Source organism: Deinococcus fonticola, from assembly GCF_004634215.1.
Classification (GTDB): Bacteria; Deinococcota; Deinococci; order Deinococcales; family Deinococcaceae; genus Deinococcus; species Deinococcus fonticola.
Genome location: NZ_SMMH01000020.1, coordinates 24,090 through 49,625, shown reverse-complemented (window position 1 = coordinate 49,625; position 25,536 = coordinate 24,090). Strand labels below are relative to the sequence as shown.

Below are 25,536 nucleotides of genomic sequence, written 5' to 3'. Positions count from 1 at the left end.
CTGGAGCCATGGTCGAGAAACTTTACCTGGCGAAACCACGCGGATTCTGCGCGGGCGTCGTCATGGCCATTCAGGCGGTGGAGCGGGCCGCGGCGCAGGAACCCCGCCCGGTCACGGTGTACCACTCCATCGTTCATAACCACACCGTGGTCGAGCGGCTGGAGCGGGGCGGCAACGTTCACTTCGTGGAGGATCTGAACGCCATCGAGCATTTGCCGGAGGGTGGCGACACGGTGGTCTTCAGCGCGCACGGTATCAGCCCTGCCGTGCGCGAACGGGCCCGCGCCCTGGGCCTGGCCACCATCGACGCCACCTGTCCGCTGGTGACCAAAGTCCACACCGAGGCCAAGAAATACGCGCGCGAGGGCTTCACCATCCTGCTGATCGGCGACAGTGCGCGCCATCAGGAGGTGATCGGCACGCAGGGCGAGGCCCCCGACAACACCATTCTGGTCGGCGTGCTGGGCAAGTCCGGGGCGGGCCTGAACGACCCGCACACCGTGCAGGTGCCAGACCCCGAAAAACTGGTGGTGCTGACCCAGACGACCCTCAGCGTGGACGACACCCGGCGCACCATCGACATCCTGAAAGGGCGTTTCCCGGCGCTGGTGGTGCCGCCCAGCGAAGACCTGTGCTACGCCACCAAAAACCGCCAGGACGCCGTGAAAAACATTGCGCCGCAGGTGGAGGTTTTTCTGGTGCTGACCAGCACCCACTCCAGCAACGGCATGCGCCTGCTGGAACTCGCGGCGGAAACCTGCGGACGCGCCTACCGGCTGGAAACGGCCGCCGACCTGAAGGACATCGACCTCGGCGGCGTTCGCAGCATCGGGATTACCAGTGCGGCCAGCACACCTGACGATCTGGTGCAGGAAGTCGTGGGACACTTCCAGGCCCTGAACCCCGCCCTGCAGATCATTGAAGAGGGAGAGTGGGAGAACATCGAGTTCCGTGAACCGAAGAAAATCCTGCCTACCCAGGACTTGCCCCGCACCATGCAGTGAACCGCCGGAGCTGTATCCCTCTGAAAACCTGACAGCACAAAGAAAAACCCCCGACGTGACATCGGGGGTTTTGACTGGCGGCCCTGGAACATTGGCGGGGCCGGTCTGGTTTACCTCATCAGCCAGTCGAAGGCGGTCTTCATCAGGATGCTGCGGCTCTGGGGGCTGAGGCCCTCGATGCCGAAGCCCATGTTGACGGTGCGGTAGCGTCCGGCATCGTTCAGGACGATAGCTCCGGCATTGTCGCCAGCACTCTGGGCCTGCACGCGGGTGCGGTTCTGTGCCTGGGCCTGGGTGTTGCCGCCCAGAATCTGGTTCAGCAGCGAGCCGACCACGTTAGAAGCCAGGTCGACCACCTGCCCACGCTGATCCTGAACTTTCTTGGCGGCCCGCTGCTTGTTCGGGTCGACACGGATGCTCTGGGCAGTGATGGTGCCGGCGGTGGCGTTGGCCGCGCCCCAGCTGGCGACGGTCTGCCCGCCACTCAGGTCGGCGATCACGTCTGGATACATCTGATTGCCGGCGCTGCCCTGGGCATTCAGGGTGTATTTGGTGTTGCCGAAGGCCCCGCCAGTCACGAACACGGGCGTGCCGCTGCTGTCGGCAATGAAACGGGTTTTCAGGAAGTTCTGGTAGAAGCTGCTGCCCCCAATGTCGTAGCCGATGTCCTGCCCGGTCACCAGCAGTTTCCCGCCACCCTGGAGGTACTGCGCCAGGGTGTTCTGGTCAGCGGCGGTAATGGTGCCCTGGTAGTTCTCGCCGGTGGCCCACACGACCACCTGGGCACGGCGCAGCTCGCTGAGTGGCACGGCACCTTGCGTCTGCACATTCCATACCAGGGCGCTGGAGGCATTGGCCTTGATGGCGTCGCGCAGGAAGGTCGTCACGTCGGCGCCCTGGCCCATGTCGTCGTCGACCAGCAGTACGCTGGGTTTCTGGCCGCTGGGCTGCACGGGGGCGGGAGCAGGAGCAGGCGTCGGGGCAGGAGCGGGTGCAGCCGCGCCTTTCACGAAGCAGCCCTTGACAGCGCCGGGGGACGGGTCGTTGCCGCCCCATTCGGCGACGGTGCACTTGAAGGTCGGCGAGGCGTCGTTGGTGCCGAAGACATACTTGCCGGCCGTACCGAAGGCCACTTGTTTGTTGGCGACGTTGGTGCAGGTGCCGCCCTCCACGGCGCACAGGGTGTAGCCGCTGGGAGCCGTCGGGGTCGCCGCAGGCGGAGTAGGCGTCGGGGTGGGCTTGGGAGCCGGAGCTGGCGTGGGTGTCGGGGCCGGCGTCGGTTTGGGAGCTGGGGCCGGTGTGGGGGTCGGCGTCGGCGCGGGGGTCGGTTTGGGTGCCGGAGCTGGTGCAGGAGTCGGGGCCGGTGTTGGTGCTGGCGTGGGTTTAGGTGCGGGGGTGGGAGCCGGAGCCGGAGCCGGCGTGGGCGTCGGGGTAGGTTTAGGCGCGGGGGCCGAGGTCGTCAGGCCCAGTTTGCCCAGTGCGCCAGGGATGCTGATCAGGCCGTAACCCACATTGTTGTTCTTGCTGCCGGCGTTGCTGGCACTGGTGTACAGCGCGTTCTTGATGGCGTCCACGCTGGTGCCCGGTTTGGCGGAAAGCAGCACCGCCACCGCGCCCGCCGTGATCGGGCTGGCCTGGCTGCTGCCGCTCTTGGAGCCGTAGGCACCGTTGGGGAAAGTGCTGGTGATGTCCACGCCCGGCGCGGCGATATCGGGTTTCACGAATACGCCGTTGATTTTGCCCTGCCACGCGACGGGGCCACGGCTGCTGAAGCTGGCGACCTGGCCGTCTTGCCCGACCGCTCCCACGCCGATGGCGTCCGGCAGGTTGCCGGGGCTGCCGGTGGAACCCGACGCCGGGCCGAAGTTGCCGATGGCGAACACCGGAACCACGCCGGCTTTCAGCATGTTCTGCACCGGCACGATGAACTCGTCGTAGGTGCCGGGAATACCGAGGCTCATGTTCACGACGTCCGCGCCGTCGTCGGTGTCGGCGTTGTTGTCGGGGTCGAGCACCCACTGCATACCCGCGATGACCTGCGCGAACGTCCCTTCGTTGTTCGGCAGCACCAGGGCGCTGATGACCTTGGCGCTGGGCGCCACGCCAGTCTTGTTGCCGACCAGCAGGCCGGCAGTGTGCGTGCCGTGGTCGGTGGTGTCGTGCGGCTGGCTGTTCACCCGGTCACCGTCGCCGTTGAATTCCGCGTAGGCAGCCAGTTTGCCGGCCAGGTCCGGGTGGTTGATGTTAATGCCGCTGTCCAGGTGCCCGATGCGGACGTTCTGGCCTTTGAAGCCGGCGGCCCAGGCCTGCGGCGCCCCGATCTTGTCCAGGAACCACGGCGTGCCGGCGGGCGCACTCGCCGTGCTGAGGGCCACCGCGCGGGGCACCTGCACCTTGAAGTTCTCGAACACCTCCGAGACGAAGGGCAGCAGCGACACTGCGCGGGCCTGCACGGGCGTCATGGGCAGGTAGATGCTCTGATCGAGCCACAGTTCGGTGGTCTTCTTGCTGTTGATGGCCTGCTTGAGGAATCCGGCCGACGGCCCGAGTTTGGCGATCTGGCTGTTCAGCTGACCACGCAGGTTCTTGTAGAGGGCACGGCCCTTGGTCGTGTTCGAGACGTTAAAGCGAACAATCACCCCGACCGGCGTCTGGTCGCCCGCCTTGGCGCGTTGCAACAGGGTCGGAGAGAGCGTTCCGGCACTGGCCTGGCTGGCCGTACCAAGGGCAAGGGCGACGCCGAGCGTCGTCAGGAAGGCGTAACTTCGTTTCATGCTGCTTAGCCTACAGAGCGCCACTTGACGCCCCCTGAAGGAAGCATGAGGACATCTTGATGAGAGGTCAGGTGAACATCAGCCCACTCGACGCCCTCGAAGAACAGTATGAAAACGCCGGTCTGGCGCTGCCACAGCGCCCATAAGAGCTGCCCAGATGGATAACCGAGAAAACATGCGGCATGTTCTATCGCCTACGGCAGTCCTCTTCACTTTTCCTGCTCCTCAGCGCTGGTAGGAGATCATCAGGTCACCGTCGTTGGGAATACCCTTGATCATGCTCATGCGCTTGTATCCGATAACGACCTGGCCGCTGGTCAGGTGGTACAGCCAGAGCTGGCCGCTCACGCCGTTCTGGGTGCTGGCGTTATACGCCTTCATGTTCCAGATGAAGGCCTGTTTGATGTCCAGCGTGCGGTCCGGGGCCGAACTGGGAGTGATGCTGACGGGCTTGATGGTAAAGCCCTCGGGAATCCTTACCTCGCCGGTACGCAGGTCGAAACTCAGGCCGCGCAGGACACTGAGGGCCGGGGAATCCAGAAAAGTGACGCGGCTGGCGTCCCGCGTGACCGGCAGTTTCACGGTTTTGCCCGTGGGGATCAGCAGCGGCTGGAAGGCCAAATACTTGCCGAATTCCGCCTTGCTGATGCCCAGGCGTTCGTCGTAAACGGGCATGCCGCCCCGGGCGATCACCGCCAGCACCGCCTGCAAGGCTTCGCGGCTGCCGCCCACCTCCAGCACCCTGTTCTGCAAGTCCACGGCGGTCAGGCGCGACCCGAGCTGCATGATCTGCACGACCTGGCCGGTGCCCGGCAGCAGGCCGGCCAGACGCGTGGCGGTTGTGGCGGGCAGGCTGGCCGGTACGCCAGGGGTGGTGCTGGGCACCGCCGCCCCCTGCGTGAGGGCCAGGCTGCCCAGCACCACGCCGCTCAACGCCGCGATTCTGGGCAGGGTAACCCAGGGAGCGCGGCGTAGCGGCAAGCAGGGGAACAGCATAAACAGCAAGAGCATAGGCGGGAAAGGTGAGAAATTCCCGCCTGAAGACTCACGGACGCTGAGTCTACGGTCAGGCGGGAATCAGTTAAGGCGGGGGCGGTTCAAAACCGCTGTGCAGATGCGCAGGTCAGGTGGTCAGGCTTTGCCGACACTGCCCAGCACGCCCATCTTGTGCTCGACGATCTGGCTCATCACTTCGCGGGCCGGCCCGAAGATCTTGCGCGGGTCGAATTCCTTGGGTGTGTTCTTCAGCACTTCGCGGATGCCCACGGTGCTGGCCAGCCTCAGGTCAGTGTCCACGTTCACCTTGGCGATGCCGTGCTGGCAGGCTTCGCGCAGGTCGTCGTCGGCGATGCCCACAGCGTCCCCGATCTCGCCGCCCGACTCGCGGAAACGGCGGGTGATTTCGGCAGGCACGCCGCTGCTGCCGTGCGCGACCAGCGGAATGGTGGTCAGTTCACCGATACGGGCAATGCGGGCCTGGTCGATGTAGGGGCGGCCCTTGCCCTTGTACGCGCCGTGGCTGGTGCCGATGGCAATCGCCAGGTAGTCGGTGCCGGTCTGCTCGATAAACTGCACGGCTTCCTCGGGGTCGGTCAGGAAGGCGTCTTTCTCGTCCACGACGATGTGTTCCTCGATGCCGCCCAGGCGGCCGAGCTCGGCCTCCACGCTGATGCCCATGATGTGCGCGGCTTCTACGACACGCCTGGTCTCGGCGATGTTTTCCTCGAAGGGATGGTGCGAGGCGTCGATCATCACGCTGGTAAAGCCCATCTTGATGGCCTTCAGGCAGGATTCGTAGCTGCTGCCGTGATCGAGGTGCAGGGCGACGGGCACGGTCGCGCGGGTCGCCAGGTCCTTGACGATATTCGCCAGATCCTGTCCGCCGTACTTGATGGCCCCTTCGCTCATCTGCACGATGACGGGGCTGCGGAGTTTCTCGGCGGTGTGGATGATCGCCTGGGTGATCTCCATGTTGTTGGTGTTGAACGCGCCAACCCCGTACTTGCCTGCGCGGGCGGGAACGAGGATGTCCTTACCGGTTACGAGCATGTGTGCCTCCTTTAAGCCTTCCCACTTTAACGTGTGAATGGAGGGATTTGGCGAAAGCTCTGAAGGCGGCGTCCGCTTAATGGGACAGGGCCGCTTCCGTTCCCGGCGGGCCTTTGTTCGCGCTGGGCGGCCAGAACACCACGCGCCCGAGTTTCAGCGGGGATTCGGGACGGGGGTGGGCCGCCTGGGCTGATGTTTTCCTGGCGGGGCGCTTTATGCTGCGGGTATGAGGGTCGCCGTTGCGGATGTGGGCACGAGTTCCAGTCACCTGTTGATTGCACAGACAGAAGGAGAAAATGGTTACCGCGTTCTGGACGCGCTGAAGGACGCCACGCGCCTGGGCGAGTGCCTCGCGCCGGACGGCACGCTGACGGCGGAAGGTGAAGACCGGCTGGCGTCGGCACTGACACGTTTCCGGGAACTGGCGCTGGGCGCGGGCGCGGCGGAAGTGCGGGTGTACGCCACCAGCGCCCTGCGCGAAGCGCCCAATGGCGCGGCGGTGGCTGAGCGCATGCGGGAGCGCACCGGCATCTACCCCACCATCATCAGCGGTGAACGTGAAGGCGAACTGACTTACCTGGGTGTGGCCAGCAGCGTGGACATGGGGGATGACAACGTGCTGCTCGACCTGGGGGGCGGCAGCCTGGAATTTGTGCGCGGGAACGCCACCCATCCGGAAGCGGTGCAGAGCCTGCCGCTGGGCAGCATTCGCATGACGGGGGCGTTCGTGCCGGACGGCGTGGGCAAGGCCGCGCAGATCAAGGCCCTGCGCCAGGAGGTCAGGCGGCAGCTCGCCCCGCACCAGCCGACTTTTCAGGCGCGTCCTGGCACGCGTTTTATTCTGTCGAGCGGCACGGCGCAGGCGGCGGCCATAGCCATCGCCGCCTCGCGCGGTCAGGTGAGCAGCGTGAACGGAACGCAGTTCACCCTGACCGAACTGGCGAACCTGCTGGGGCGCGTGACGGGCACGAAACCAGCGGCGCGGCACAAGTTCCCCGGCCTGGAACGCCGCCTGGACACCATCGTGGCGGGCCTGACGGTGCTGCACGCGGCGCTGGACATGCTGAGTGCGGGCGTGGTGACGGTCAGCGAGGGCGCGCTGCGAGAAGGCATGCTGCTGGAGGAACTGTCGCGCTTCAGCTCCTTTAAAAGTGGCCTGAGTGCGCGGCAGCGCAGCGTGCTGGCCACCGCCGAGCGGTTCGGCGTGAACCCGGTACACGGGCAACAGGTGGCGCAACTGTCGCGCGACCTGCTGGGGGCTTTACAGGAGGCCGGTGAGGACTTCCCGGAGGACGCCCGCAGCCTGCTGACGGCGGCGGCGGCCCTGCACGAGACGGGCCTGATCGTGGCGCAGAGCAGTCACCACAAGCACAGCGCCTACCTGATTCGCCACGCGGGGCTGCGCGGCTTCAGTCCGCGTGAAATTGAGCTGATCGCGCAGATTGCCCGCTACCACCGCAAGAGTCCCCCCCGACCATCGCACCCCGAGTTCATGGCGCTGCTGCCCGCCGACCAGAGGCTGGTGTCGCGCCTGGCCGCTATTCTGCGCGTGGCCGACGGCTTGGACCGCTCTCACTCCGGCAACGCGTCGGTGGAGTCGTTGACCCGCAGCAAGAACGGCTGGGCGCTGCACGTTCAGGGAGCTTCCCCGCTGGACGTCACGGGCCTCCAGCAGAAAGCCGACCTGTGGGAGAAAGAGTTCGGGGCACTGACCCTGAAAGTGATGACCTGAAAGAAAGCCCGGGGAAAAATATCTGGGTTACGTACTCTTTCAGCATCGAGAAGTCTGGACTCGCGGTGGCGGCCCTGCGCCGGAGGCCGAGGCGTCATCGCTTATCATTTCTGGCGTGATGAGCCGTGACCTTCCCATTGGCGTGTTCGATTCTGGCGTGGGGGGGTTAAGTATTCTGGCCGACCTGCGCCGCGCCATGCCGCACGAGGCTTTCGTCTACCTGGCGGACACGGCGCACGTCCCCTACGGCGCAAGGAGTGACGCTGAAATTCGTGACCTGACGGACCGGGCGGTGACGGCGCTGCACGGGCTGGGCGTCAAAGCGGTGGTGAACGCGTGCAACACGTCGTCGGCGTTCAGCCTGGCGCACCTGCGGGCCCGGTTCAACATGCCCATCATCGGGCTGGTGCCAGCGGTCAAACCGGCGGTGCAGGCCACGCGAACGGGTGTGGTGGGGGTGCTGGCGACCCCCGGCACCATGCGCGGCACCCTGCTGAACGACGTGATCAGGGAATTCGCGGATCCGGCGGGGGTGCAGGTGCTCAAGGCCGTGAGCCCCGAGCTGGTGCCGCTGGTGGAGGCGGGCAAAGCGGACGGCCCGGAGGCGCGGGCGGTGCTGCGCGAGGTGCTGACGCCCCTGCGGGAAGCCGGAGCCGATCAACTGGTGCTGGGCTGCACGCATTATCCCTTTCTGAAGGGCAGCATCGAGGCCGAGTTCGGCGGGGCGTTTGGGCTGGTCGACAGCGGCGCGGCGGTGGCCCGGCACACCCGCAACGTGCTGGGAGGCGGTGAGCTGTTGACCTCGGGGACTGAACCGGGTGAGGTGCGGTACTTCGTCACGGGTGAAGTCGAGCGGTACGCGGGCGTGATGGCCTCGCTGCTGGGTGAAAAAGTGCAGAATGAGGCGCACCTCACCGCAGCGCACCGTGCACCGCTGAGAATCGAGCATATCGACACATGACCCCATCAACGAAAACCCCCGTCCGTCAGGACAGAGATGCCCTGACGCCGCGCGCCGTTCACGTGGTGCGTGGCGTGAACCCGCACGCGCCCGGCAGCGCCCACCTGAAGATGGGCCGCACCGAGATCCTGGCGACCGTCACGCTGGAAGACAAACCCGCTCCGCACATGCGCGGCTCGAAGGAGGGCTGGTTGACGGCCGAGTACGCCATGCTGCCGCGCGCCACCAGCGACCGTCAGGCGCGGGAACGCAACCTTCAGAACGGGCGGCGCCACGAGATTCAGCGCCTGCTGGGCCGTGCCCTGCGTGCCAGCATGGACTTGCGGCACTTCCGCAATCAGACGCTGTACGTGGACTGCGACGTGCTGGTGGCCGACGGGGGGACGCGGGTGGCGAGCGTCCTGGCAGGCCACGCGGCTCTGCATGATTTTTGTGACCGCCTGATTCACAGCGGCAAACTCAGCGAGTGGCCGGTGGTACACAATGTCGGGGCGATCAGCGTGGGTCTCGTCGGCGAGGAGTTGCGCGTCGACCTGGATTACGCCGAGGACAAGGTGGCGCGGGCCGACCTGAACGTGATTGCCACCAGCGACGGGAAGCTGATCGAGGTGCAGGGCGGCGCGGAACTGGGGCCGATCACCGTGGACGAGTACACGCGCCTGCTGAATGCCGGAGTCACGGCGGTCGGGGATGTGATGCAGGAATTGTCGCGGCAACTGGCCGTGATTCAGGGCATCTGAAGCGAGTTCACGCAGAACCCTTCAGCAAATGTGACCTGGGACATGGTTTAGACTGAGGGCATGACCCGGCGTCCGCTGCTGGCCCTGGCCCTCCTGCGTCTGGCGCTTGGCGCGGTGTTCGCCGCGCACGGCTTTCAGGCCATTTTCGTGCAGGGCCTGTCCAGTGTCACGGGCCAGTTTCAGGCGTGGAACGTGCCTTTGCCGCTGCTGACGGCTCCGCTGGTCGCCACGCTGCAACTGGCCGGCGGCCTGCTGCTGTGCCTGGGGCTGGGCACACGCCCCATTGCCGCGCTGCTGAGCGGGGTGATGGCCCTCACTCTTTACTTCACTCCCTGGAACCGGATTCTTTCCGGCGGCAACGGCACGGCAGAGGCTCTGCTGCTGGGTGTGGGGGCGCTGGCCCTGGCACTGGGCGGCCCCGGCGAACCCGCTTTCGATCAGCTCACGCGGCGGGAAGGGCAAGGGGCTGGGCCACCCGCCCCACGCCCAGCCAGGCCAGGAGCCAAAGCAGCCAGTCAGAAGATGAAGTCCTGATCAGTGCACCATCCAGTTCCTGATCGAAAGCGTCAAATGTCGTTCCTTCAGCGTGCATTCCAGATCCCTTGTTCCTGTTAGGGTGACTCGGTTGTGGGCACACCAGCAAAGTGAGCCTGGATGGAGCTGGGCAGCGTGAAGTAAATCTCTCGGCTTCGAGGAAAAGAGGTTGAAACGGGATCAGAGGCGGGTGGACGCCAGGGTGGAATCGGGGTGGCCCAGGGTCACAATGGCGACCATGCCTGGCCCCCCGGGGCATTTGATCAGGGTGACGTCGCCGCCGTGCGCACGGGCGTAGCGCCGCACCAGCGAAAGCCCCAGCCCTTGCCCCTGCACCAGGCCGCGCGGGCCGCGTTCAAAGGGCATGAAGACCCGTTCCTGAAGGGACACAGGAACGCCCTCGCCGAAATCCCGCACCCGGATGCGCGGCTGACCGTCATGCATGTCCAGGGTGACTTCCACCGGGCCGAAGGTGTACTTCAGGGCGTTCTCGACCAGGTTCTCCACCATCTGCCGGACACGGTCGATGTCCACCAGCCAGGTCAGGGGGGTATCGGGCAGGTGCACGCGCACGCGGGTGTTGCCGGAACCGGCGCCGTGCAGGGCGCTGCGCAGGTCACGGCAGGCCAGTTTCAGGGTCACGTCCAGGTACAGATCATTCAGGCGGCTCAGGTCGGCGCGGCTGGCGATCTGAGCGGCGCTCTCCTCGATCTGCGTCAGGAGTTGCTGGCGTTCCTCGGGGCATTCGACCTGGCGCAGCAGGTCACTGAGCAGCAGGAGTTTCTGAAGGGGACGGCGCAGTTCGTGGCTGGCCATGCTGAGGGCCTCGCGCTGACGGGCGTCACGGCGCAGCTGCCGTTCCCGTTCGGCCCGCCACAGCCACAGGGCGCGGCCAATCAGGGCCATGCTGAGAAAACCCGTCAGGACGGCGGTGCCCAGCAGCGCCAGGCGCATGACCCCCAGGGCCTGCACGTTGCGGCTGGCGACGGAACTCAGGTAACTGTTGGTCTGGGCGTTGAGCAAGCTGGCTTCCTGCGCCGCCTGGCCCACACTCTGAAGGGTATTGGTGCCCATGAGTTGATTGATGTGGTTCAGCCTGGCATCCCCGAAAGTCTCGATCTCCCGCAGAGCCACGAATTGCCCCGGCGTGCGCGTACTGGACAGCGCCCGCTGGTACGCTTCGCGGCGGTCTTGAGGGCTGGCCTGGTGATCCATCAGGGCGATGCGGTACGCCTGAATGTCCTGCACCAGGCCCTGATAGGAGTAAAAGCCCTGGCGACCGCGCCCGACCTGAATGGCGTGAAAGGCGGGCAGGGCACTCAGGGTCAGCAGCGAGAAACTGAGCAGCAGCGGCAGGGCAGCCAGGCCCACCTCGCGCAGCAGCACACCCCTGGGAACGGTGCGCAACAGGTGAAGCTGGTGAAGCCAGTGGGTCAGCCCGCGCGGCGCAGAAGATGGAGGGGCAGCAATTGGAGGGGTCGGGGCAGGCGGTGTTGGGGAGCGCGGCGAGGAAGGCGTCATGGTCAATGGCCGGGCACCGGCGTCATCCGGTTCACGAACCACACCCAGTAATCGCCCTTCTGTTCAAAGCGGGGCGTGTTGGAGGGCAGCACGATGGTCAGGGGGCCTTTTTCCAGGATGCTGATGGGTTTGCCATCGGCGGTGTGCGCCAGGATGATGGGGGCGGTCATGTAGTCGTGCGCGGCAATGGTGGCCACGTAACCGTTGCTGCCGTACACGCGCATGTCCTGGCCCAGCGTGTGCATGGCGGACGCCAGGGTACGCAGCAGCACGCCCTGATAAGTGAAGGTGCGGCCAAGCTGGGCATGCCGGGTGGTGAGGGTCGCGGTCGGCAGCGCCAGCAGTTGCGTGCGCGTCACGCTCATTTTCACGTGACCAAACTCCAGGGTCAGGAGACGTTTTTCACCCGGCAAGGGTGGCAGCAGGCGGTACGATCCGAGCCTCAGTCCAGCCGCCGCCGCCACAGACCCACCTGAAGTGGAGGCGGCCGGTTTAGCGGCCGCGCCCTGAGGTGGGTTCACGGCCTGTGCTCCCTTCGCCTGGTGAGCTGTCTCGTCTGAAGCCCTGGGGGAATGTTCGGGAACATGCGTCGGGGCAGCTTTCGGGCGAGGGCGTTCAGGCGACGCTACGGGCGCAGGCTCGTGACGCGCGGCCAGACTGGATCCAGCCAGGCCGGTACAGAGCCAAGTACACAGCCACAGCACACCCATCAGGGGCCCACGCCGCCATGCTGGGAGAAACACCGCCAAGGCTGGCCGCATAGGCAACAGCCAGCGCAGCGCAGGAGAACTTTGCGCGTCGTGACATCGAGGGTTGTGAGGGTCGAAGCGCAGCTTCACGTCACCTGCATACTAACGCCGGCGGCTGGGCGGGGAGCCATGCGCTTTCCGGCGTGAAGCCGTGATGAGAGGAAAGTCATGACCGTCGGGTCACTGCATCAGGCCCGCGTCAAGCAGGTCAGGCACTATGAAGGCATGCGTAAACTGATTTCCCTGGCCCTCCTGACTGCCCTGATCGGTTCTGCCAGCGCTGCCCCGCGCATCACGGCGCAGAGCATTATCGTGAACCCCCTGCCCACCAACGTGAACGTGAACGTCTGGACGGATCGTGACAACAGCGGCAACGCTGTCCCCAACTACGCCCCCGGCGAGCAGATTCACCTGTATGTCCGCGCTGACCGTGACGCTTACGTGTACCTGTTCAACGTCGATCCGCAGGGCCAGGTGGACATGATCCTGCCCAACGGCTACGCGGGCGGCAGCAACTTCGTCAAAGCCAATGTCACGAAGGTCTTCCCGCAGCCCGGCGCGGCCTTTACCTTCGACATTGCCGCCCCTTACGGCCTGAACAAGGTTCTGGCCCTGGCCAGCACGGCGCCACTGAACCTCAATGACATCGCCACCTTCAGCAACCAGCAGAACAGCTTCGCCACCGTGAACGTGCAGGGGCAGCAGCAACTGGCCCAGGCGCTGAGCATCGTGGTGAACCCGGTGCCGCAGAACACCTGGAGCTCGGACACCGCTTACTACAATGTCGTTGCGTATAACGGCGTGGCTTACGACAACAGCTACGTGCAACCCGCGCCGGTGTACTCGGCCCCGGTTCGCCCGGCCCCCGTACAACCTGCTCCTGTGCGTCCTGCGCCGGTGTACTCGGATCAGTGGACAACGGTGCCCCGCTGGAACACATACTACGGCAACCAGTACAGCCTGCAGACAGTGCATGAACAGTACGCCAGCCAGCTGCGCGCTCAGGGTTACCGCCTGGTGACCATCCGCGAGTACAGCGGTGGGCTGCGCAGCGAGTGGACGCGCGGTTACGGCAACTACAGCCGCGCCGTGCTGGACGTGCGTAACCAGAACGGTCAGGTGGCCGTGAACATCACCCAACGCTAAAGCCCGAACGCCAGAAGCTGGATGCCCCTGCAACAGGGCATCCAGCTTTTCTTTGGGTGTCTCCAGGCCTTCGGGGGAAGAGAATGTGAAATCTGCTCAGGTGTTGGCGAGGGGCGCGTAAGCCTCCGCGCCCACGGTCAGGGGACTGGGCGCTTTTTCCGCCTGCAAGGCGGCAGCTCCGGCCAGCGCAATCATCGCGCCGTTGTCGGTATTCAGGCCCTTGCCAGGAAACACGACGTTCAGTCCCGTCTGCTGGAAGGCCTCACGCAAGGCGGCGTTGGCGGCCACCCCGCCGGACACCACCACCGTGCGCCGCCCCAGTGCCCCGGCGGCCCGCCCGGTGGTCTTGACCAGGAATTTCACGGCGGCCTGCTGGAAACTAGCCGCCAGGTTTTCCGGCGTGGCTCCGCCCCGGTGCGCCAGCAGGGCAGCAGTTTTCAGGCCGCTGAAGCTGAAGTCGAAGCCCTGCTGGCCTTGCAGCGGCTCCTTGAAGGGCACGCTGCCGGGGTCGCCGCGCTGGGCCGCCTCGCTGATGGCCGGCCCGCCCGGATACCCCAGCCCGGCGAGGCGCGCGATCTTGTCGAAGGCTTCCCCGGCGGCGTCGTCGCGGGTGGCGCCGACCAGGTCGTACCTGCCGGGGGCCGGCACGTCGAACAGGTGCGTGTGCCCCCCCGACACGACCAGCGCCAGGTAAGGCGTTTGCAGCAGGGCCTCAGAAGCCGCCGCGAAGATGTGCCCTTCGAGGTGGTGCGCCGAGTAGAAAGGCACGTCCAGCGCCTGCGCCAGGCCCTTGCTGTACATCAGGCCCACCAGCAGCGCCCCCACCAGGCCCGGCCCGGATGTGGCCGCCACCGCGTGCAGGTCGGTCAGGGCCAGCCCAGCTTCCTTCAGGGCCTCCTGAAGAATGTCGTCGATGCGTTCCACGTGCTCACGGCTGGCCAGTTCCGGCATCACACCGCCGTACTGTGCGTGAACGGTCTGCGACCAGACGCGGTTGGCCAGCACCCGCACCTGCCCGTCCGGGGCCAGCTCGACGATGCCGACGCCCGTATCGTCACATGAGGTATCGATGCCCAGAATGCGGCGCGCTTCAGTCACGCCCCCGAACATAGCGCCTTTCCCGCCGCAGGTTCAGTGGCCACACGAGTGATCCCAGGGTTTTTACCGGGCAGCTTTTTTACTGGGTGGTGAATTTGACTTCCGGCAACGAGATGTTCATGCTGGCGAAATTGTTGATCAATCCTCTGGGTTGCAGCACCCGGGCGCGAACGGTGGCGAACGCCTTGAAGGTGTGTGTGCCTGCCGGATACGACACCGGCACACTCACGGACAGGCGCTCACCGACCTTCCAGGCGATCGGCCGCAGGTTCTGCTCATAACAGGTGTCCAGCTGGCGCGGTTCCAGGCCACCCCTGCCTTTGCCGGGGTATTCGGTGAAGTTCACGGCGAAGGGACGCGGGCAGGTATTTTCCAGCAGCAGGTCGTAAGGCCCAGCATTGATGAGGGTAACGTCCATGGTGTTACCCTGCAGGGTCATCTGCGGGTAGATCTGGTTGCTGGGAGGGCGCAGCGCCGGGGGCGTGCAGGCCGCCAGGGCGAGGGGCAAAGCAGGCAAAAGGGGCAGCAGCTTTCGCATGCCCCGAGCCTAGCCGAGTTGAATGTGAGCCGTCCCAGAGCGCCACTCACTTTTCCTGGTGCAGGGGAAAGGCGGCGGCGTCCTTGGGCGGCAGGCTCAGGTGCAGATAACCCCGGCTGATGCTGACTTTGGCGTCCTGATCACTGAACAGCGACCGGGTGACGGCCAGGTCGGCGGCGCTGAGGCCCATGTTCTTGAGGGGCAGGGAGAAGGTGCGGCGCGCCTTGCCGTTATGCCACGCGGCCAGCACGGTCTGCCCTGCCCCGGCGCGGGTCAGGAGCAACAGATCGTCCGCGTAGACCGCCGGCACCGCCAGCAGCTTCTGTTCGCCCTGGCTGAGGGCCGGGCTGGCCTTGCGGGCCGCAATGGCGACTTTAGTGGCCCCAAACACCATCTTCTCGCTGGCGTTCCACTGGTTCTCGAAACGCATGTCGCGGCGGTTGTCCGGGTCAGTGCTGCCGCGCATGGCGATCTCGGTGCCCTGCCAGATCACCGGAATGCCGCGCAGCGTCATCAGCGCCCGCAGGCCGTAGCGCGTGAGTGGCGGCGCTTCATCCTCAAAAAGGGTGGCCTGCGCGAAACGCGGCACGTCGTGATTGTCGAGAAACAGCGCCACCTCGCCGGGACGGGGCAACTCGCTGCTGCGGGACAGCACTTCTGCCACGCCGCGCAGGCTCTGGCCGTTCATGATGCTGCGCTTCAGGGCATTTTGCAGGCTGAACAGGAACAGGCTGTCGAACCCGGTTTTCTGCCACTGGGCGACGGTGCTGGTGTCGGCGTCATACCACTCGCCCAGCGTCCACGTCCCGGCGGCCCGGTCACGGGCGAGCAGTTCCTTTAAAAACGCCTGATCCACGTGCTTGATGGCGTCGTACCGGAAAGCGTCCACGCCGCGTGCGCGCCAGAAGTCGGCGTTGCCCAGCAACATCTGCCGCACCTCGGGAAGTTGCTGGTTCAGGTCGGGCAGGCCCGACAGCGGGCACACGGTGTCCTTGTCCGCCGCAGCGTCACACTGCGCCGGCGTATGAAACCACGCCGGGTGCTGCGTCACGGTGCTGGCCTCATAGCCGACGTGGTTGATGACCTGATCCAGAATGACCTTCATTCCGGCGTTTCTGGCGGTCTTCGTGAACGTGTCGAAGGTGGCCAGCGAACCGAAGTGCGGGTCGACATTCCGGAAGTCCTCGGGCCAGTAGCCGTGGTAGGCCGACGTGTCGAAACTGCTTTTCGCCTGCTGCCGGTAGATAGGCGTGAGCCACACCGCCGTGGCCCCCAGATCCTGAATATAGGCCAGTTTCTGCGTCAGGCCGGCCAGGTCTCCCCCATGCCAGGCCCGCAGGTTCGAGCGGTCGACGCCGGAGTTGTTGCTGGCGTCCCCGTCGAAGAAGCGGTCGGGCATGACCTGGTAGACGACCTGCCCTTCCATCGAGGGCACCGCCTGGGCCAGCGCACAGGAGGTCAGCAGAAGGGCCGTAAGACTGAAAGTGGCACGCATGCCCCATGCTAGAACTTCTCCTGCAACGGCGAAGCAAAGCGGGCCTCTACCCTTTTAACGCTTGCGTAAGGTAACGTTTAACCGATGGAACCGCCCCTCCTCCCTCTGGCTTCATCCCCGAAAATTGCCATGATCAGGTCTGGCTCCGCGGAGCCGGTGGTGACCCGTCTCCCCTGCGTTCGCCTGTCTGCCTTTCATGCGCCCTGACTGCGGGGAGTCAGCGTGACCATCGCGGGCCGCGTGATCGGTGACGGCGTGAAGCTCGTGCGGCTCCTGGGGCGCGGCTCGCACAGCGTCGTATACTTTGGCGTGACCCGCGAAGGTCAGCCCTGCGCCGTAAAAATCTTTCCGCCTCACCTGGCCCTCTTCGCCGAGCGCGAATTCCGGCACGCCCTGAATCTGAACCACCCCCGCATGGCGCATGTGCAGGCGCAGATCACCTTCGACACGGCCCCCGCCCTGATCACGACCTACGCCAGAGGCGTCACGCTGTTCGAGCGCTACACGCGCAAACCCGCGCTGGTCGAAGAACGCCAGGCCTTCTTGCTGACCCTCTCGCATCTGCTGGACGCCCTGCACTTCCTGCACGACCGGGGGCTGGTTCACCGCGACATCAAACCCGACAACATCATGGTGGAACCCGACGGCAGCGCCAAACTGGTGGACTTCGACCTGTCCGGCCCCGCCTACGAGGGCATGGCCATGCCCACCCGTATCGGCACCGCCGCCTTCCTGAGCCCCGAAGCCCGGCGCGGCGACTCCCTGGGCCCCGAGAACGACCTGTACGGCGTGGGCGTGCTCCTCGGCTGGGGCATCCACGGCCAACTGCCGGAAGTCGGCGAGGCCCTTCCCCCCACGCGTGACCCCCTTACGCCCCTGTGGCGCGCCTTGACCCGTGAAGACCCGCGCAAACGCCCGCATGACGCCACAGAGGTCAAGAAAGCCCTGCTGGAACTGGCATTGCGGACATATCTGTATTGAGGAGTGATCAGGCGTGAGGCGGAAAACAGCTCCAGGCTGAAGCCCAGGGCTTTTGTTTGCACTGGCCCCTTACCGCGTCAGCATGTCCGCGTAGTGCTTGCGCACCTTGATGACTTTCGGCGCGATGACCGCGGCGCAGTACGGCTGCATGGGGTTGCGGGCGAAGTAGTCCTGGTGGTAGTCCTCAGCAACGTAGAACTCGCTGGCGGGTTCAATGGTCGTCACGATGGGTTTCCCGAACGTTTCCTGCTGCTCAAATTCCGCCATAACCTCGCGGGTCGTCTGCTCCTGCCCGGGCGACAGGGGAAACACGGCGCTGCGGTACTGCGTGCCGACATCCGCGCCCTGCCGGTTCAGGCTCGTGGGGTCGTGGGTCACCATGAACAGGGTCAGCAGATCCCGGAAGCTCACCAATGACGGATCGAAGGTGACGCGCACCGCTTCGGCGTGGCCCGTATCGCCGCCACACACCGCCCGGTAATCCGGGTTCGGCACGTGACCGCCGATATACCCACTCTCGATTTTCTGTACGCCACGCACGTCCTTGAGCACCGCTTCGGTACACCAGAAGCACCCACCCGCAAAAATAGCCTGCTCGGTCATAAGGGCCATTGTGCCGGAGTCAGGAGGTGGGAAAGGTGGGGCGAGAAAGGTTGTGGGCGGTGGGGTGCCGGTTGTGGGCAAAAGATAAAGGGATGAAGTGAACGGGTGAATGCGGGAGAGCCACCCTTCGACTCATCTTTTCCCATGTGCACGAACCAATTAGTCTCAGCCATCTTTTTCCACGCCCTGCTCAATCCTTCCCGATGATTTCCTCACGGAGGGGCGGAATTCCTGTCACTTCCCACTAAACAACTTGAGAGCGACCAGCACGACGATAATGCCGTACATCCATTTCACGAAGGCGCTGCCGCGCAGCATGGCCATCCTGGCTCCCAGAGCGGCGCCGAGGGCGTTGGCGACGCCCATGGGCAGGCCGATCCAGAACACCATATGTCCACCGATCAGGAAGGTGACGAACGCGCCGAGGTTGGTGGCGAAGTTGATGGTGCGGGCGTTCCCGCTGGAGCGCACGAGGTTGAAGCCCGCCAGAGCGAACAGGAACATGGCGAAGGTGCCGGTGCCTGGCCCCAGGAAACCGTCGTATACGCCGATGATGAACGCGCCGGGGAGGGTCAGGGCCAGGGTGCGGGCGGTCAGGCCGGGATACCTGTCTTCCAGACCGAATTTCTTGTTCATGATGACCAGGGCGCCGACGCCCAGGATCACGAAACCCATCAGGGTCTTGAAGGCATTGGGGTCGATGAAGCGCACCAGGTACGCCCCCAGGGCACTGCCGATGACAGCGAGGGGAATGAGGCGCAACACCAGCGCCTTTTCCACGTTGCCCTTGCGCCAGAACTGCAAGGTGGCAGTGGCCGAGCCGAAAATGGCTAGAAGTTTATTGGTGGCGACAACCTGCGCCGGGTTGAGGCCCATGAAGAACAGGGTCGGCAGGGTAATGGTGCCGCCGCCACCCGCCACCGCATCGATAAAACCAGCCAGGAAAGCAAGAGGAATTCCGTACAGCAGGACTTCAGGGCCAGGCACAACGACGACTGTAGCAGGCCAGAAAGCCCAAAAACCGCCCCGGTGAGCCAGACAGGGCGGTTATAAGGTGGGCGGTCAGATCAAAGGGCGATGCGTCGGAGATAAGGGGCAGCAACCAAGGCAGGCGGCAGAAACCCGACGAACCCGGTCTTACTGGGGCAGTTTCAATTGCCACTCGGTGAACTGTGCCCACGGCTCGAAGCCCATGCTCACGTTGATGCCCAGCATAGCTTCGTTCACGTTGGCGTTGTTCGTGCGAATCCAGCGGGCGCCAGGGCAATGCTCCTGCACGTGCCGCAGCATGGCGGCCTTGAGCCACTTGCCCAACCCCAGCCCCCGCGCCGCCGGGCGCACGGCCGTGGCTCCCTGGTACACCAGCGCCGAGCGTTCGGCGTCCCAGAACACCTCGGTGTAGCCGTCCAGTTGCCCGCTGCGGCTGTCCTCCACGGCCATCAGGTAGCGCACCTCGCCCGCTTCCGCGATCATGCCTTCCCAGGCGCGAATCATCTCGGGAGTGATGACCCAGTCCTCCATGTCCAGGTCACCTTTGGGGGCGGTGTTCATGACCATCATCATGTCGGCCATGCGCTCCAGGTGCGCTTCGGGAATGCGCGTCCAGACGTGCAGGGTGTACGGGTCGTTCGCGGGGCGAACCTGCCACGCCCGCAGCAACTCCTGGGACACGCTGGGAATGTCCAGGCGGCTGACCTTCATGGGCAGGGCAGGCTGGGCGTGCAGCTGCTGGGCGAACGCCTCACCTGCCGGGGCTCTGGAACTGGTGCCGAAGGTAACGGTGCTGCGTCCCTCACGCCGCGCCACCTGCTCCAGTTCGCCGCGAAGGGCCGTTGCCAGTCCTTCACGGCGGCACCTGGGGTGAACGAAGAGGCGTGCGTGGGCGACGTGCAGGTTCTGTGTCGTGTCGAAACTGAGACTCCCCCACGCCTTTGCCATCAGACCGTCCCAGATCACGAAGTGCTCGGCCCGTTCACCGGGGGTCAGGTGGGTGAGGCTGAGGGCTTCTTTTTCCGGCAAAAGGGGTGGGTCGTCCGGATAAGCAAAAGCGTAGGCGTCGGCCAGCAATTGCCCCACCGCGAGCTTCTGGGAGTCTGGCGCCGTCATCGGGTCGAAAGGTGAAATGTTCACAGTAGTCGTGGTCATGCAGCCAGTGTGCGGAAAAGACTTCAGAAACGCATCGGCCAGATTCCCGCCACCCTTAGGCGAAATGGCCTAACGAAGCGCCGCCCGGGTCGGTTGACCGGAGCGGCGCACAGACTTGGTGGTTCAGTCGAGGAAGTCGCGGAGTTTGCGGGTGCGGCTCTCGTGGTACTTCAGCTTGCGCAGGGCCTTGTTCTCGATCTGGCGGATGCGTTCACGGGTCACGTTGAAGCGCTGGCCCACTTCCTCCAGCGTATGTTCGCGGCCGTCCACCAGACCTTTGCGGAACTTCAAGACCATGGCCTCGCGCTCCGTCAGTTTGGACAGGGCTTTCTCCAGTTCCTCGCTGAGCAGCGTCTTGGCAGCGTTGTCCACTGGGCTATCGAGGTTCTCGTCGGGAATGAAGTCGCCGTAGAAGCTGTCCTTCTCGTCACCGATAGGCGTTTCGAGGGACACTGGCTCCTGGCTGACTTTCTGGACTTCCTCGACTTTCGCGGCGTCCCAGCCCGGTCCCATCGCCTCGGCGATCTCCTCGTGCGTGGCCTCGCGGCTCAGTTCCTGCTGGAGCTGCCGGGCCGTGCGCGTAAGCTTGTTGATGGTCTCGACCATGTGCACCGGGATGCGGATGGTGCGCGCCTGATCGGCGATGGCGCGGTTGATGGCCTGACGAATCCACCACGTGGCGTAGGTGGAGAACTTGTAGCGGCGGCGGTACTCGAACTTCTCCACCGCGCGAATGAGGCCCTGGTTGCCTTCCTGAATCAGGTCCAGGAAGCCCAGGCCACGCCCGGTGTACTTCTTGGCAATGCTGACTACCAGGCGCAGGTTGGCCTCGATCAAGCCCTGGCGGGCCGCCGCGCCGTCTTCCATCTGGCGCATCAGGCGGCGGCGGCCCCGGTCGTCCAGTTCCACGTCCTCGTCCAGCACTTTGCGGGCTTCCTCGCCTTCCTCGATGCGGCGGGCCAGCGCAATTTCTTCTTCCAGAGTCAGTAGCGAGACGCGCCCGATCTCATGCAGGTACTGGCGCACCGGGTCGTTGCTGACGGCGCGGGGCATGTCGTCGAAGTATTTCTCCTCGTCGTCGTCACTGGCGGCGGCGGTGGTCTCTTCGCCCTCCAGCTCATCGCCCTCCTCCTCTTCGTCCTCGTCGAGGTCCTGCACTTCAATGTTCTGTCCAGCCAGGAACAGCTGCATGTCCTCGAAGGCCTCGCCGCTTTCCGGGTCAAGCCCGTTGGCTTCCATGGCGGTGCTGAGGGCCGCCGCGATTTCCTCGCTGGACAGCACCCCGGCGGCCTTGCCGGCTTTCAGCAGTTCCTGAATGCTGGCATGCGCGTAGTACGGCTTCTCGGCGCTGCCGCCTTTGGCAGGAGCCGCTTTGGCCACGCTGGCCTTGGCAGGGGCTTTGGCCGCCGCTTTCCCTTTTGCCGGAGCCTCAGCGCCGCTGCTCCCATCAGCGGGAACTTCGCCGGCCTTTTTGGTGGCCCTGGCCGCTTTGGGCTTGGCCGTTTTGGGCTTGGCAGCTCCAGAACTGGCAGCCGCTGCGTCATCGGCCTGGTCGGCGGCTTTCTTGGCGGCAGGTTTCCTGGCAGGCGCTTTCGTTTCCTTCGGTGCCGGGGCAGCCTTCACCGGCTTTTCTGCGGCTGGCTTCCTGGCGGGCGCAGCCTGAGCCTGGGCTTTCGCTTCGGTGACCTCATCACTCTGGCGCGCCGCCTTGGTGCGGGCGCGGGGTTTCTCCACGGTCTTGATCCTGGGTTCTTCCTGAACAGGGGCCGGGGCGGTAACTTTACTGCGGGTGCGGGGTTTACTTTCAGGTGCCATGCAGCCTCCTGCGACAGAAAAAAGTGAAGAGAACGGGAATCCTTTGGGTCACGCCGCGCGGTGAACGGCATGACCGGAGCGCGTCAGTCTAGCAAACAGGGACGGACTAGCCGAAATTGGTGGTTTGGAGAGGGGTTGGCTCACTGCGCTGAAGACGAGGAAAGAGGAGAAGGCAGTATGGACAGCACAGAATACGATAGAAACCAGGAAAAGGTGCCCTTTTATTCAGGCTTCTTGACTTTCAAGACCTTGAAGCCCGCTTCACGTACCCATTCCTCCACGTTCCCCACGTCGGCAAGAGGTTTCTCGTAGGGCAGCGGCTCATTCGCCACGACGTACAGCGTGCCGCCGGGCTTGAGGTGCTTGTTCGCGCTGGCGATAAATTCCCGCGCCACGTCCAGCACCACACCGCGCCCCACATGAAAGGGAGGGTTGGTGAGAATCACGTCGAACAGCCGCTCTCCGAGCTCGGCACCGACGTCGGAGTGAAGCACCTCGCCGGCGAGACCGTTGGCATCCAGGGTGGCCTGGGCGCTGCGGACACTTTGCAGGTCGGCGTCCACCAGCGTCACCTCCGCCCCGCGTTTTGCGGCCCAAGCGCCGATCAGGCCCGTGCCGCACCCCAGATCAAGCACCCTTTGACCGCTGAAGTCCAGGCCCTCCAGCTCGCGCAGCAGCAGGGCGGTCGCCCTGTCCGGTTTCGCGGCGCTGAACACCCCCGGTAAGCCCACGACCTTCAGACCGTCTTCCTCGTAAGTCTCGGCGGGCGGCAGAGGCGGCGTGGGGCCGGGACGGCGCACCAGTTTCGCCACGCGCATGCCGCCGTCACGCGCCACTGTTTCCCCCGTGCCGAAGGCGGCTCCGGCCGCGCGGACGTAACGGTCGAAGCCTTTATCGCGGTCGCCCGCGATGTAAAGCGTGCCGCCAGGGGGCGTGTTCGCGTGCGCCCAGGCTACCTGCGCGAGCGCGTAGGCGTTTCCCCGATCGCCCGCCAGCACCAGCGCCACCGTTTTCGCCTTTTCCGGCCAGCGTTCCGACAACGGGTCGCCCGGCACCGCCGCCTGCGGTTCCAGACCGGCGCCGCGCAACACCGTCAGCGCGGGCGCGGAACCCTCCACTGCCCGCAACGTCACGCCCGGCAGGCTGGCGAGCAGGCCGCCCATCGCCGTCAGGTCCAGCACCTCGCCCTTGACCCGATCTTTGCGCAGGGTGCCCGCCAGCAGCGCCTGCGCCGCGTCGACCTCCGGGAAGCCCCGGACGCCCGGTTTCGTCAGGGCCCGCAGTCCATCCAGGCGCGGCGGCAGCAGGGCCGGGCGGACATCCCCGTAAGCGCCCTCCCCCAGCGGGGCGGCCTTCTCCCGCCCAGCCGCGCAGGAGAACCTGACCTTCTGCTTCTTCTCGTTGACGTTCTTCGGGCGGCTCACAGATGAAAGGTAGCAGAGGGCCGGGAACCGGTGGCCCTTTACCCTTCTGCCTTTACGCTTTACCCTTCTCGTTATGTCTGTTGCGGAACGCCCCCAGAAAGTTCACCCTGATTTTGAGGTTGAAAGCGAGCATTTAACCGAGACGGTCGCGGCGATGATCCGTCAGATCGAGTTCTGGGAAGACCGGGATCGGAACACCGGGGCCGACCTGGAAACGAGCGTGACGATGGCGGACACCTCCGAGGAACACGCGGCCATGCTGAGTGTGCACGTTCATCAGCCTTACTTCGGGAGCCTGAAGGTGCGGGTGGGCGGGCGTGAGCAGACACTTTACATCGGCAAGCACGCTTTTCTGGATACCAAAGGCGCGCACAGCGTCGTCAGCTGGGAGTCCGAGGTGGGCAGCCTGTTCTACTCGGACGCGCTGGGCTGGACACCCCGGCGTGGCGGTCAGGGGGTCATCAAGCGGCGGCGGCAACTGGACGTGGCGCACAAGCACCTGCTGCGCGTGACCGACCTGTACGACGACGAGCAGGGCGGCGACACCGGCGGGCGCGAGGAAGTGCTGCTGCGCCGCCTGCAGGAGCAGAGCACGGCCGGCATGCGCGACGTGGTGGAGACGCTGCAACCCGAGCAGAACGAGGCCATGCGTTACCCCGCCGGCACGCCCGTGATTATTCAGGGCGCGGCGGGAAGCGGGAAAACCACCATCGGCTTTCACCGCCTGGCCTGGATGACGAACCGTGACCGGGGCATTCACCAGGCGCGGCCCGAAGCGTGCATGGTCTTGATGCCCAACCGGGTACTGGCGGCTTACGCGGCGCGAATCCTGCCGGAACTGGAGTTGCAGGGCGTGGTGGTCACTACCCCGGAAACGTGGATCACCGGCCTGCTGGGCCTGGAAAAACTGGAGGTCACGGACCGCACCCTGACCCTGCTGCTGACCGACTCCGACAATGCCCGGCGGGCGCTGGCGTGGCGCAAAGCCAAATTACTTGGAGATGCGCGAATGCTGGACGTGGTGCGCACCCACCTGTGGAACAAGTTCAACGCCGCCATCCAGGGCCAGAGTTTCAGCGAACGAGTGGAAGTGCGCGGGCGCGACCCGCAGACCGTCACGTTTACCGAGGCGCAACTGTTCGGCCTGCTGCACGACGTGTTCGCCGCCGACCCGCTCGACGGGTACCGCGCCGGTTACCGCCGCTTGCTGGAAGAACAGGCCCTCGCGCAACTGAACGTCCCTGAAAACGAGGAAATCAGCGCCCAGCGGCAACTCTCCACGCCGTTCACCACGCTGCTGGGCCGCATTTTCGCCAGCACCACGCCCGTCACCGAGGCCCGGCGCCTCCTCACCGATCAGGCGGCGCTGGGCGCCAGCGGCCTGCTGACCGAGAAGGAAATCCGCCTGCTGCTGGCCGACCCACTTTCGGGCATTCCTGCGCCGCGCCGCGCCCACGCGGACGTGACTGAACTCCCGCTGATGCTGGCCGTGCAAGCCTTCACCGGGGGCATCGGGCGGGTCGTGGGGCGCACCCTGGAACCCTTCGATCACGTGGTGCTGGACGAAGCGCAGGACTACTCGCCCCTGCTGTACGCGCTCCTGCAACGTGCCGCCCGCACCGGGCACATCACCGCGCTGGGCGACTTGAACCAGGGCATGCACGGGTACAAGGGGCCGAGTAGCTGGGAAGCCGTGCAGGAGCAACTGTCCGGAGCGCAAGTGCTGACCCTGAGTCGCACCTTCCGCTCTACCCGGCAGATTACGGGGCTGGGCGCACGCATTGCCAGCACGTACAACCGCGCCGCCGACGTCAGAGGCGTAGACCGCGACGGCCCGGAAGTGCAACGCTACAGCGGGCAGGCCGATGAACGCCCCCTGATTGCCCAGGCCGTGAAGGACGCCCGCGCCGCCGGACACACCAACATTGCCATCGTCACGCGCCGCGCCGCCGACGCCGACCGCCTCAGCGAGGAACTGCGCGAGTTCGACACCGACGCCCAGCCCATCACCACCCAGGAGCACCGCTACAAGGGCGGGCTGGTGATCCTGCCCGTGAACCTGGCCAAGGGACTGGAATTCAGCGCCGCCATCGTCGCCGGGGCCAACGAACAGACCTACGACAATGCCGTGGAGTACGAACGCCGCCTGCTGTACGTCGCCGCCAGCCGCGCCCTGCACTGGCTCGCCCTGACCAGCGCCGGGGAAATGCACGAACTGGTGCGGTAA

At 65.3% G+C, this 25,536-nt stretch carries 22 protein-coding genes; 8 read left to right on the top strand and 14 right to left on the bottom strand.

The annotated features are described in order from the left end of the window. Positions 1-8 precede the first annotated feature (8 nt). On the top strand, positions 9-1,004 hold the full coding sequence (gene ispH / locus E5Z01_RS12505) for a 4-hydroxy-3-methylbut-2-enyl diphosphate reductase (protein WP_135229666.1): 996 nt from the start codon (positions 9-11) through the stop codon (positions 1,002-1,004). 110 nt (positions 1,005-1,114) lie between these two features. On the opposite strand, the gene E5Z01_RS12500 is transcribed toward ispH, so the two are convergent. The 4 genes from E5Z01_RS12500 to E5Z01_RS19540 form a co-directional block, all read right to left on the bottom strand. Beyond that, positions 1,115-3,778: a S8 family peptidase gene (locus tag E5Z01_RS12500; RefSeq protein WP_135229665.1), complete on the bottom strand. Its 2,664-nt coding sequence runs from the start codon at positions 3,776-3,778 to the stop codon at positions 1,115-1,117. A 225-nt stretch (positions 3,779-4,003) separates the two neighbouring features. Further along, a complete protein-coding gene (locus tag E5Z01_RS12495; RefSeq protein ID WP_240738372.1) occupies positions 4,004-4,774 on the bottom strand; it encodes a hypothetical protein in 771 nt (256 codons plus the stop codon). A 135-nt stretch (positions 4,775-4,909) separates the two neighbouring features. Next, complete coding sequence (fba, locus tag E5Z01_RS12490; protein WP_135229664.1) at positions 4,910-5,827, bottom strand: class II fructose-1,6-bisphosphate aldolase; 918 nt, start codon at positions 5,825-5,827, stop codon at positions 4,910-4,912. A 76-nt stretch (positions 5,828-5,903) separates the two neighbouring features. After that, a complete protein-coding gene (locus tag E5Z01_RS19540; protein ID WP_167757902.1) occupies positions 5,904-6,095 on the bottom strand; it encodes a hypothetical protein in 192 nt (63 codons plus the stop codon). Between the two features lie 3 nt (positions 6,096-6,098). Here E5Z01_RS19540 and E5Z01_RS12485 point away from each other — a divergent pair, with 3 nt between their 5' ends. From E5Z01_RS12485 to E5Z01_RS12470, 4 genes are all read left to right on the top strand, one after another. Beyond that, a complete protein-coding gene (locus E5Z01_RS12485) occupies positions 6,099-7,559 on the top strand; it encodes a Ppx/GppA phosphatase family protein (RefSeq protein WP_338069151.1) in 1,461 nt (486 codons plus the stop codon). Between the two features lie 118 nt (positions 7,560-7,677). Further along, complete coding sequence (gene murI, locus E5Z01_RS12480) at positions 7,678-8,520, top strand: glutamate racemase (protein WP_135229662.1); 843 nt, start codon at positions 7,678-7,680, stop codon at positions 8,518-8,520. Next, positions 8,517-9,260, top strand: a complete 744-nt coding sequence (gene rph / locus E5Z01_RS12475) for a ribonuclease PH (protein WP_135229661.1) — start codon at positions 8,517-8,519, stop codon at positions 9,258-9,260. The genes murI and rph overlap by 4 nt, the downstream gene beginning before the upstream one ends. A 60-nt stretch (positions 9,261-9,320) precedes the next feature. Further along, entirely contained in the window at positions 9,321-9,794 is a 474-nt protein-coding gene (locus E5Z01_RS12470; RefSeq protein ID WP_135229660.1) for a DoxX family membrane protein, read from the top strand. A 180-nt stretch (positions 9,795-9,974) separates the two neighbouring features. On the opposite strand, the gene E5Z01_RS12465 is transcribed toward E5Z01_RS12470, so the two are convergent. Both E5Z01_RS12465 and E5Z01_RS12460 read right to left on the bottom strand, forming a co-directional pair. Then, positions 9,975-11,201 carry a sensor histidine kinase gene (locus E5Z01_RS12465; RefSeq protein WP_240738371.1) on the bottom strand — a complete coding sequence of 409 codons (1,227 nt, stop codon included), beginning with the start codon at positions 11,199-11,201 and terminating at the stop codon, positions 9,975-9,977. A 116-nt stretch (positions 11,202-11,317) separates the two neighbouring features. Continuing rightward, positions 11,318-11,836 (bottom strand): hypothetical protein, encoded by a 519-nt coding sequence (locus E5Z01_RS12460; protein ID WP_135229658.1) that lies wholly within the window; start codon positions 11,834-11,836, stop codon positions 11,318-11,320. A 396-nt stretch (positions 11,837-12,232) separates the two neighbouring features. Between E5Z01_RS12460 and E5Z01_RS12455 the strand changes: the two genes are divergently transcribed. Further along, positions 12,233-13,210 (top strand): DUF4384 domain-containing protein, encoded by a 978-nt coding sequence (locus E5Z01_RS12455; RefSeq protein WP_240738370.1) that lies wholly within the window; start codon positions 12,233-12,235, stop codon positions 13,208-13,210. Between the two features lie 96 nt (positions 13,211-13,306). On the opposite strand, the gene tsaD is transcribed toward E5Z01_RS12455, so the two are convergent. From tsaD to E5Z01_RS12440, 3 genes are all read right to left on the bottom strand, one after another. Next, entirely contained in the window at positions 13,307-14,308 is a 1,002-nt protein-coding gene (gene tsaD, locus E5Z01_RS12450) for a tRNA (adenosine(37)-N6)-threonylcarbamoyltransferase complex transferase subunit TsaD (RefSeq protein WP_420810846.1), read from the bottom strand. A gap of 79 nt (positions 14,309-14,387) precedes the next feature. Further along, entirely contained in the window at positions 14,388-14,846 is a 459-nt protein-coding gene (locus tag E5Z01_RS12445) for a hypothetical protein (RefSeq protein ID WP_135229656.1), read from the bottom strand. Positions 14,847-14,892: 46 nt separating this feature from the next. Then, a complete protein-coding gene (locus E5Z01_RS12440) occupies positions 14,893-16,341 on the bottom strand; it encodes an alpha-amylase family glycosyl hydrolase (protein ID WP_135229655.1) in 1,449 nt (482 codons plus the stop codon). Between the two features lie 222 nt (positions 16,342-16,563). Between E5Z01_RS12440 and E5Z01_RS12435 the strand changes: the two genes are divergently transcribed. Continuing rightward, positions 16,564-17,322 carry a serine/threonine-protein kinase gene (locus E5Z01_RS12435; RefSeq protein WP_135229654.1) on the top strand — a complete coding sequence of 253 codons (759 nt, stop codon included), beginning with the start codon at positions 16,564-16,566 and terminating at the stop codon, positions 17,320-17,322. Between the two features lie 69 nt (positions 17,323-17,391). Here the strand turns inward: E5Z01_RS12435 and msrA are convergent, their stop codons facing one another. From msrA to E5Z01_RS12410, 5 genes are all read right to left on the bottom strand, one after another. Beyond that, entirely contained in the window at positions 17,392-17,925 is a 534-nt protein-coding gene (msrA, locus tag E5Z01_RS12430) for a peptide-methionine (S)-S-oxide reductase MsrA (RefSeq protein ID WP_240738368.1), read from the bottom strand. Between the two features lie 234 nt (positions 17,926-18,159). Continuing rightward, positions 18,160-18,912, bottom strand: coding sequence for a TSUP family transporter (locus E5Z01_RS12425; RefSeq protein WP_135229652.1), 753 nt, complete (start codon positions 18,910-18,912; stop codon positions 18,160-18,162). Between the two features lie 150 nt (positions 18,913-19,062). Further along, the gene (locus E5Z01_RS12420; protein WP_119762157.1) at positions 19,063-20,070 is read right to left on the bottom strand and encodes a GNAT family N-acetyltransferase; all 1,008 of its coding nucleotides are present in this window, start codon (positions 20,068-20,070) and stop codon (positions 19,063-19,065) included. Positions 20,071-20,193: 123 nt separating this feature from the next. Further along, the gene (rpoD, locus tag E5Z01_RS12415; RefSeq protein ID WP_135229651.1) at positions 20,194-21,885 is read right to left on the bottom strand and encodes an RNA polymerase sigma factor RpoD; all 1,692 of its coding nucleotides are present in this window, start codon (positions 21,883-21,885) and stop codon (positions 20,194-20,196) included. 221 nt (positions 21,886-22,106) lie between these two features. After that, the gene (locus E5Z01_RS12410; protein WP_167757904.1) at positions 22,107-23,309 is read right to left on the bottom strand and encodes a methyltransferase; all 1,203 of its coding nucleotides are present in this window, start codon (positions 23,307-23,309) and stop codon (positions 22,107-22,109) included. A 73-nt stretch (positions 23,310-23,382) separates the two neighbouring features. On the opposite strand from E5Z01_RS12410, the gene E5Z01_RS12405 reads away from it, so the two are divergent. Next, positions 23,383-25,536 carry a HelD family protein gene (locus E5Z01_RS12405; protein ID WP_338069150.1) on the top strand — a complete coding sequence of 718 codons (2,154 nt, stop codon included), beginning with the start codon at positions 23,383-23,385 and terminating at the stop codon, positions 25,534-25,536.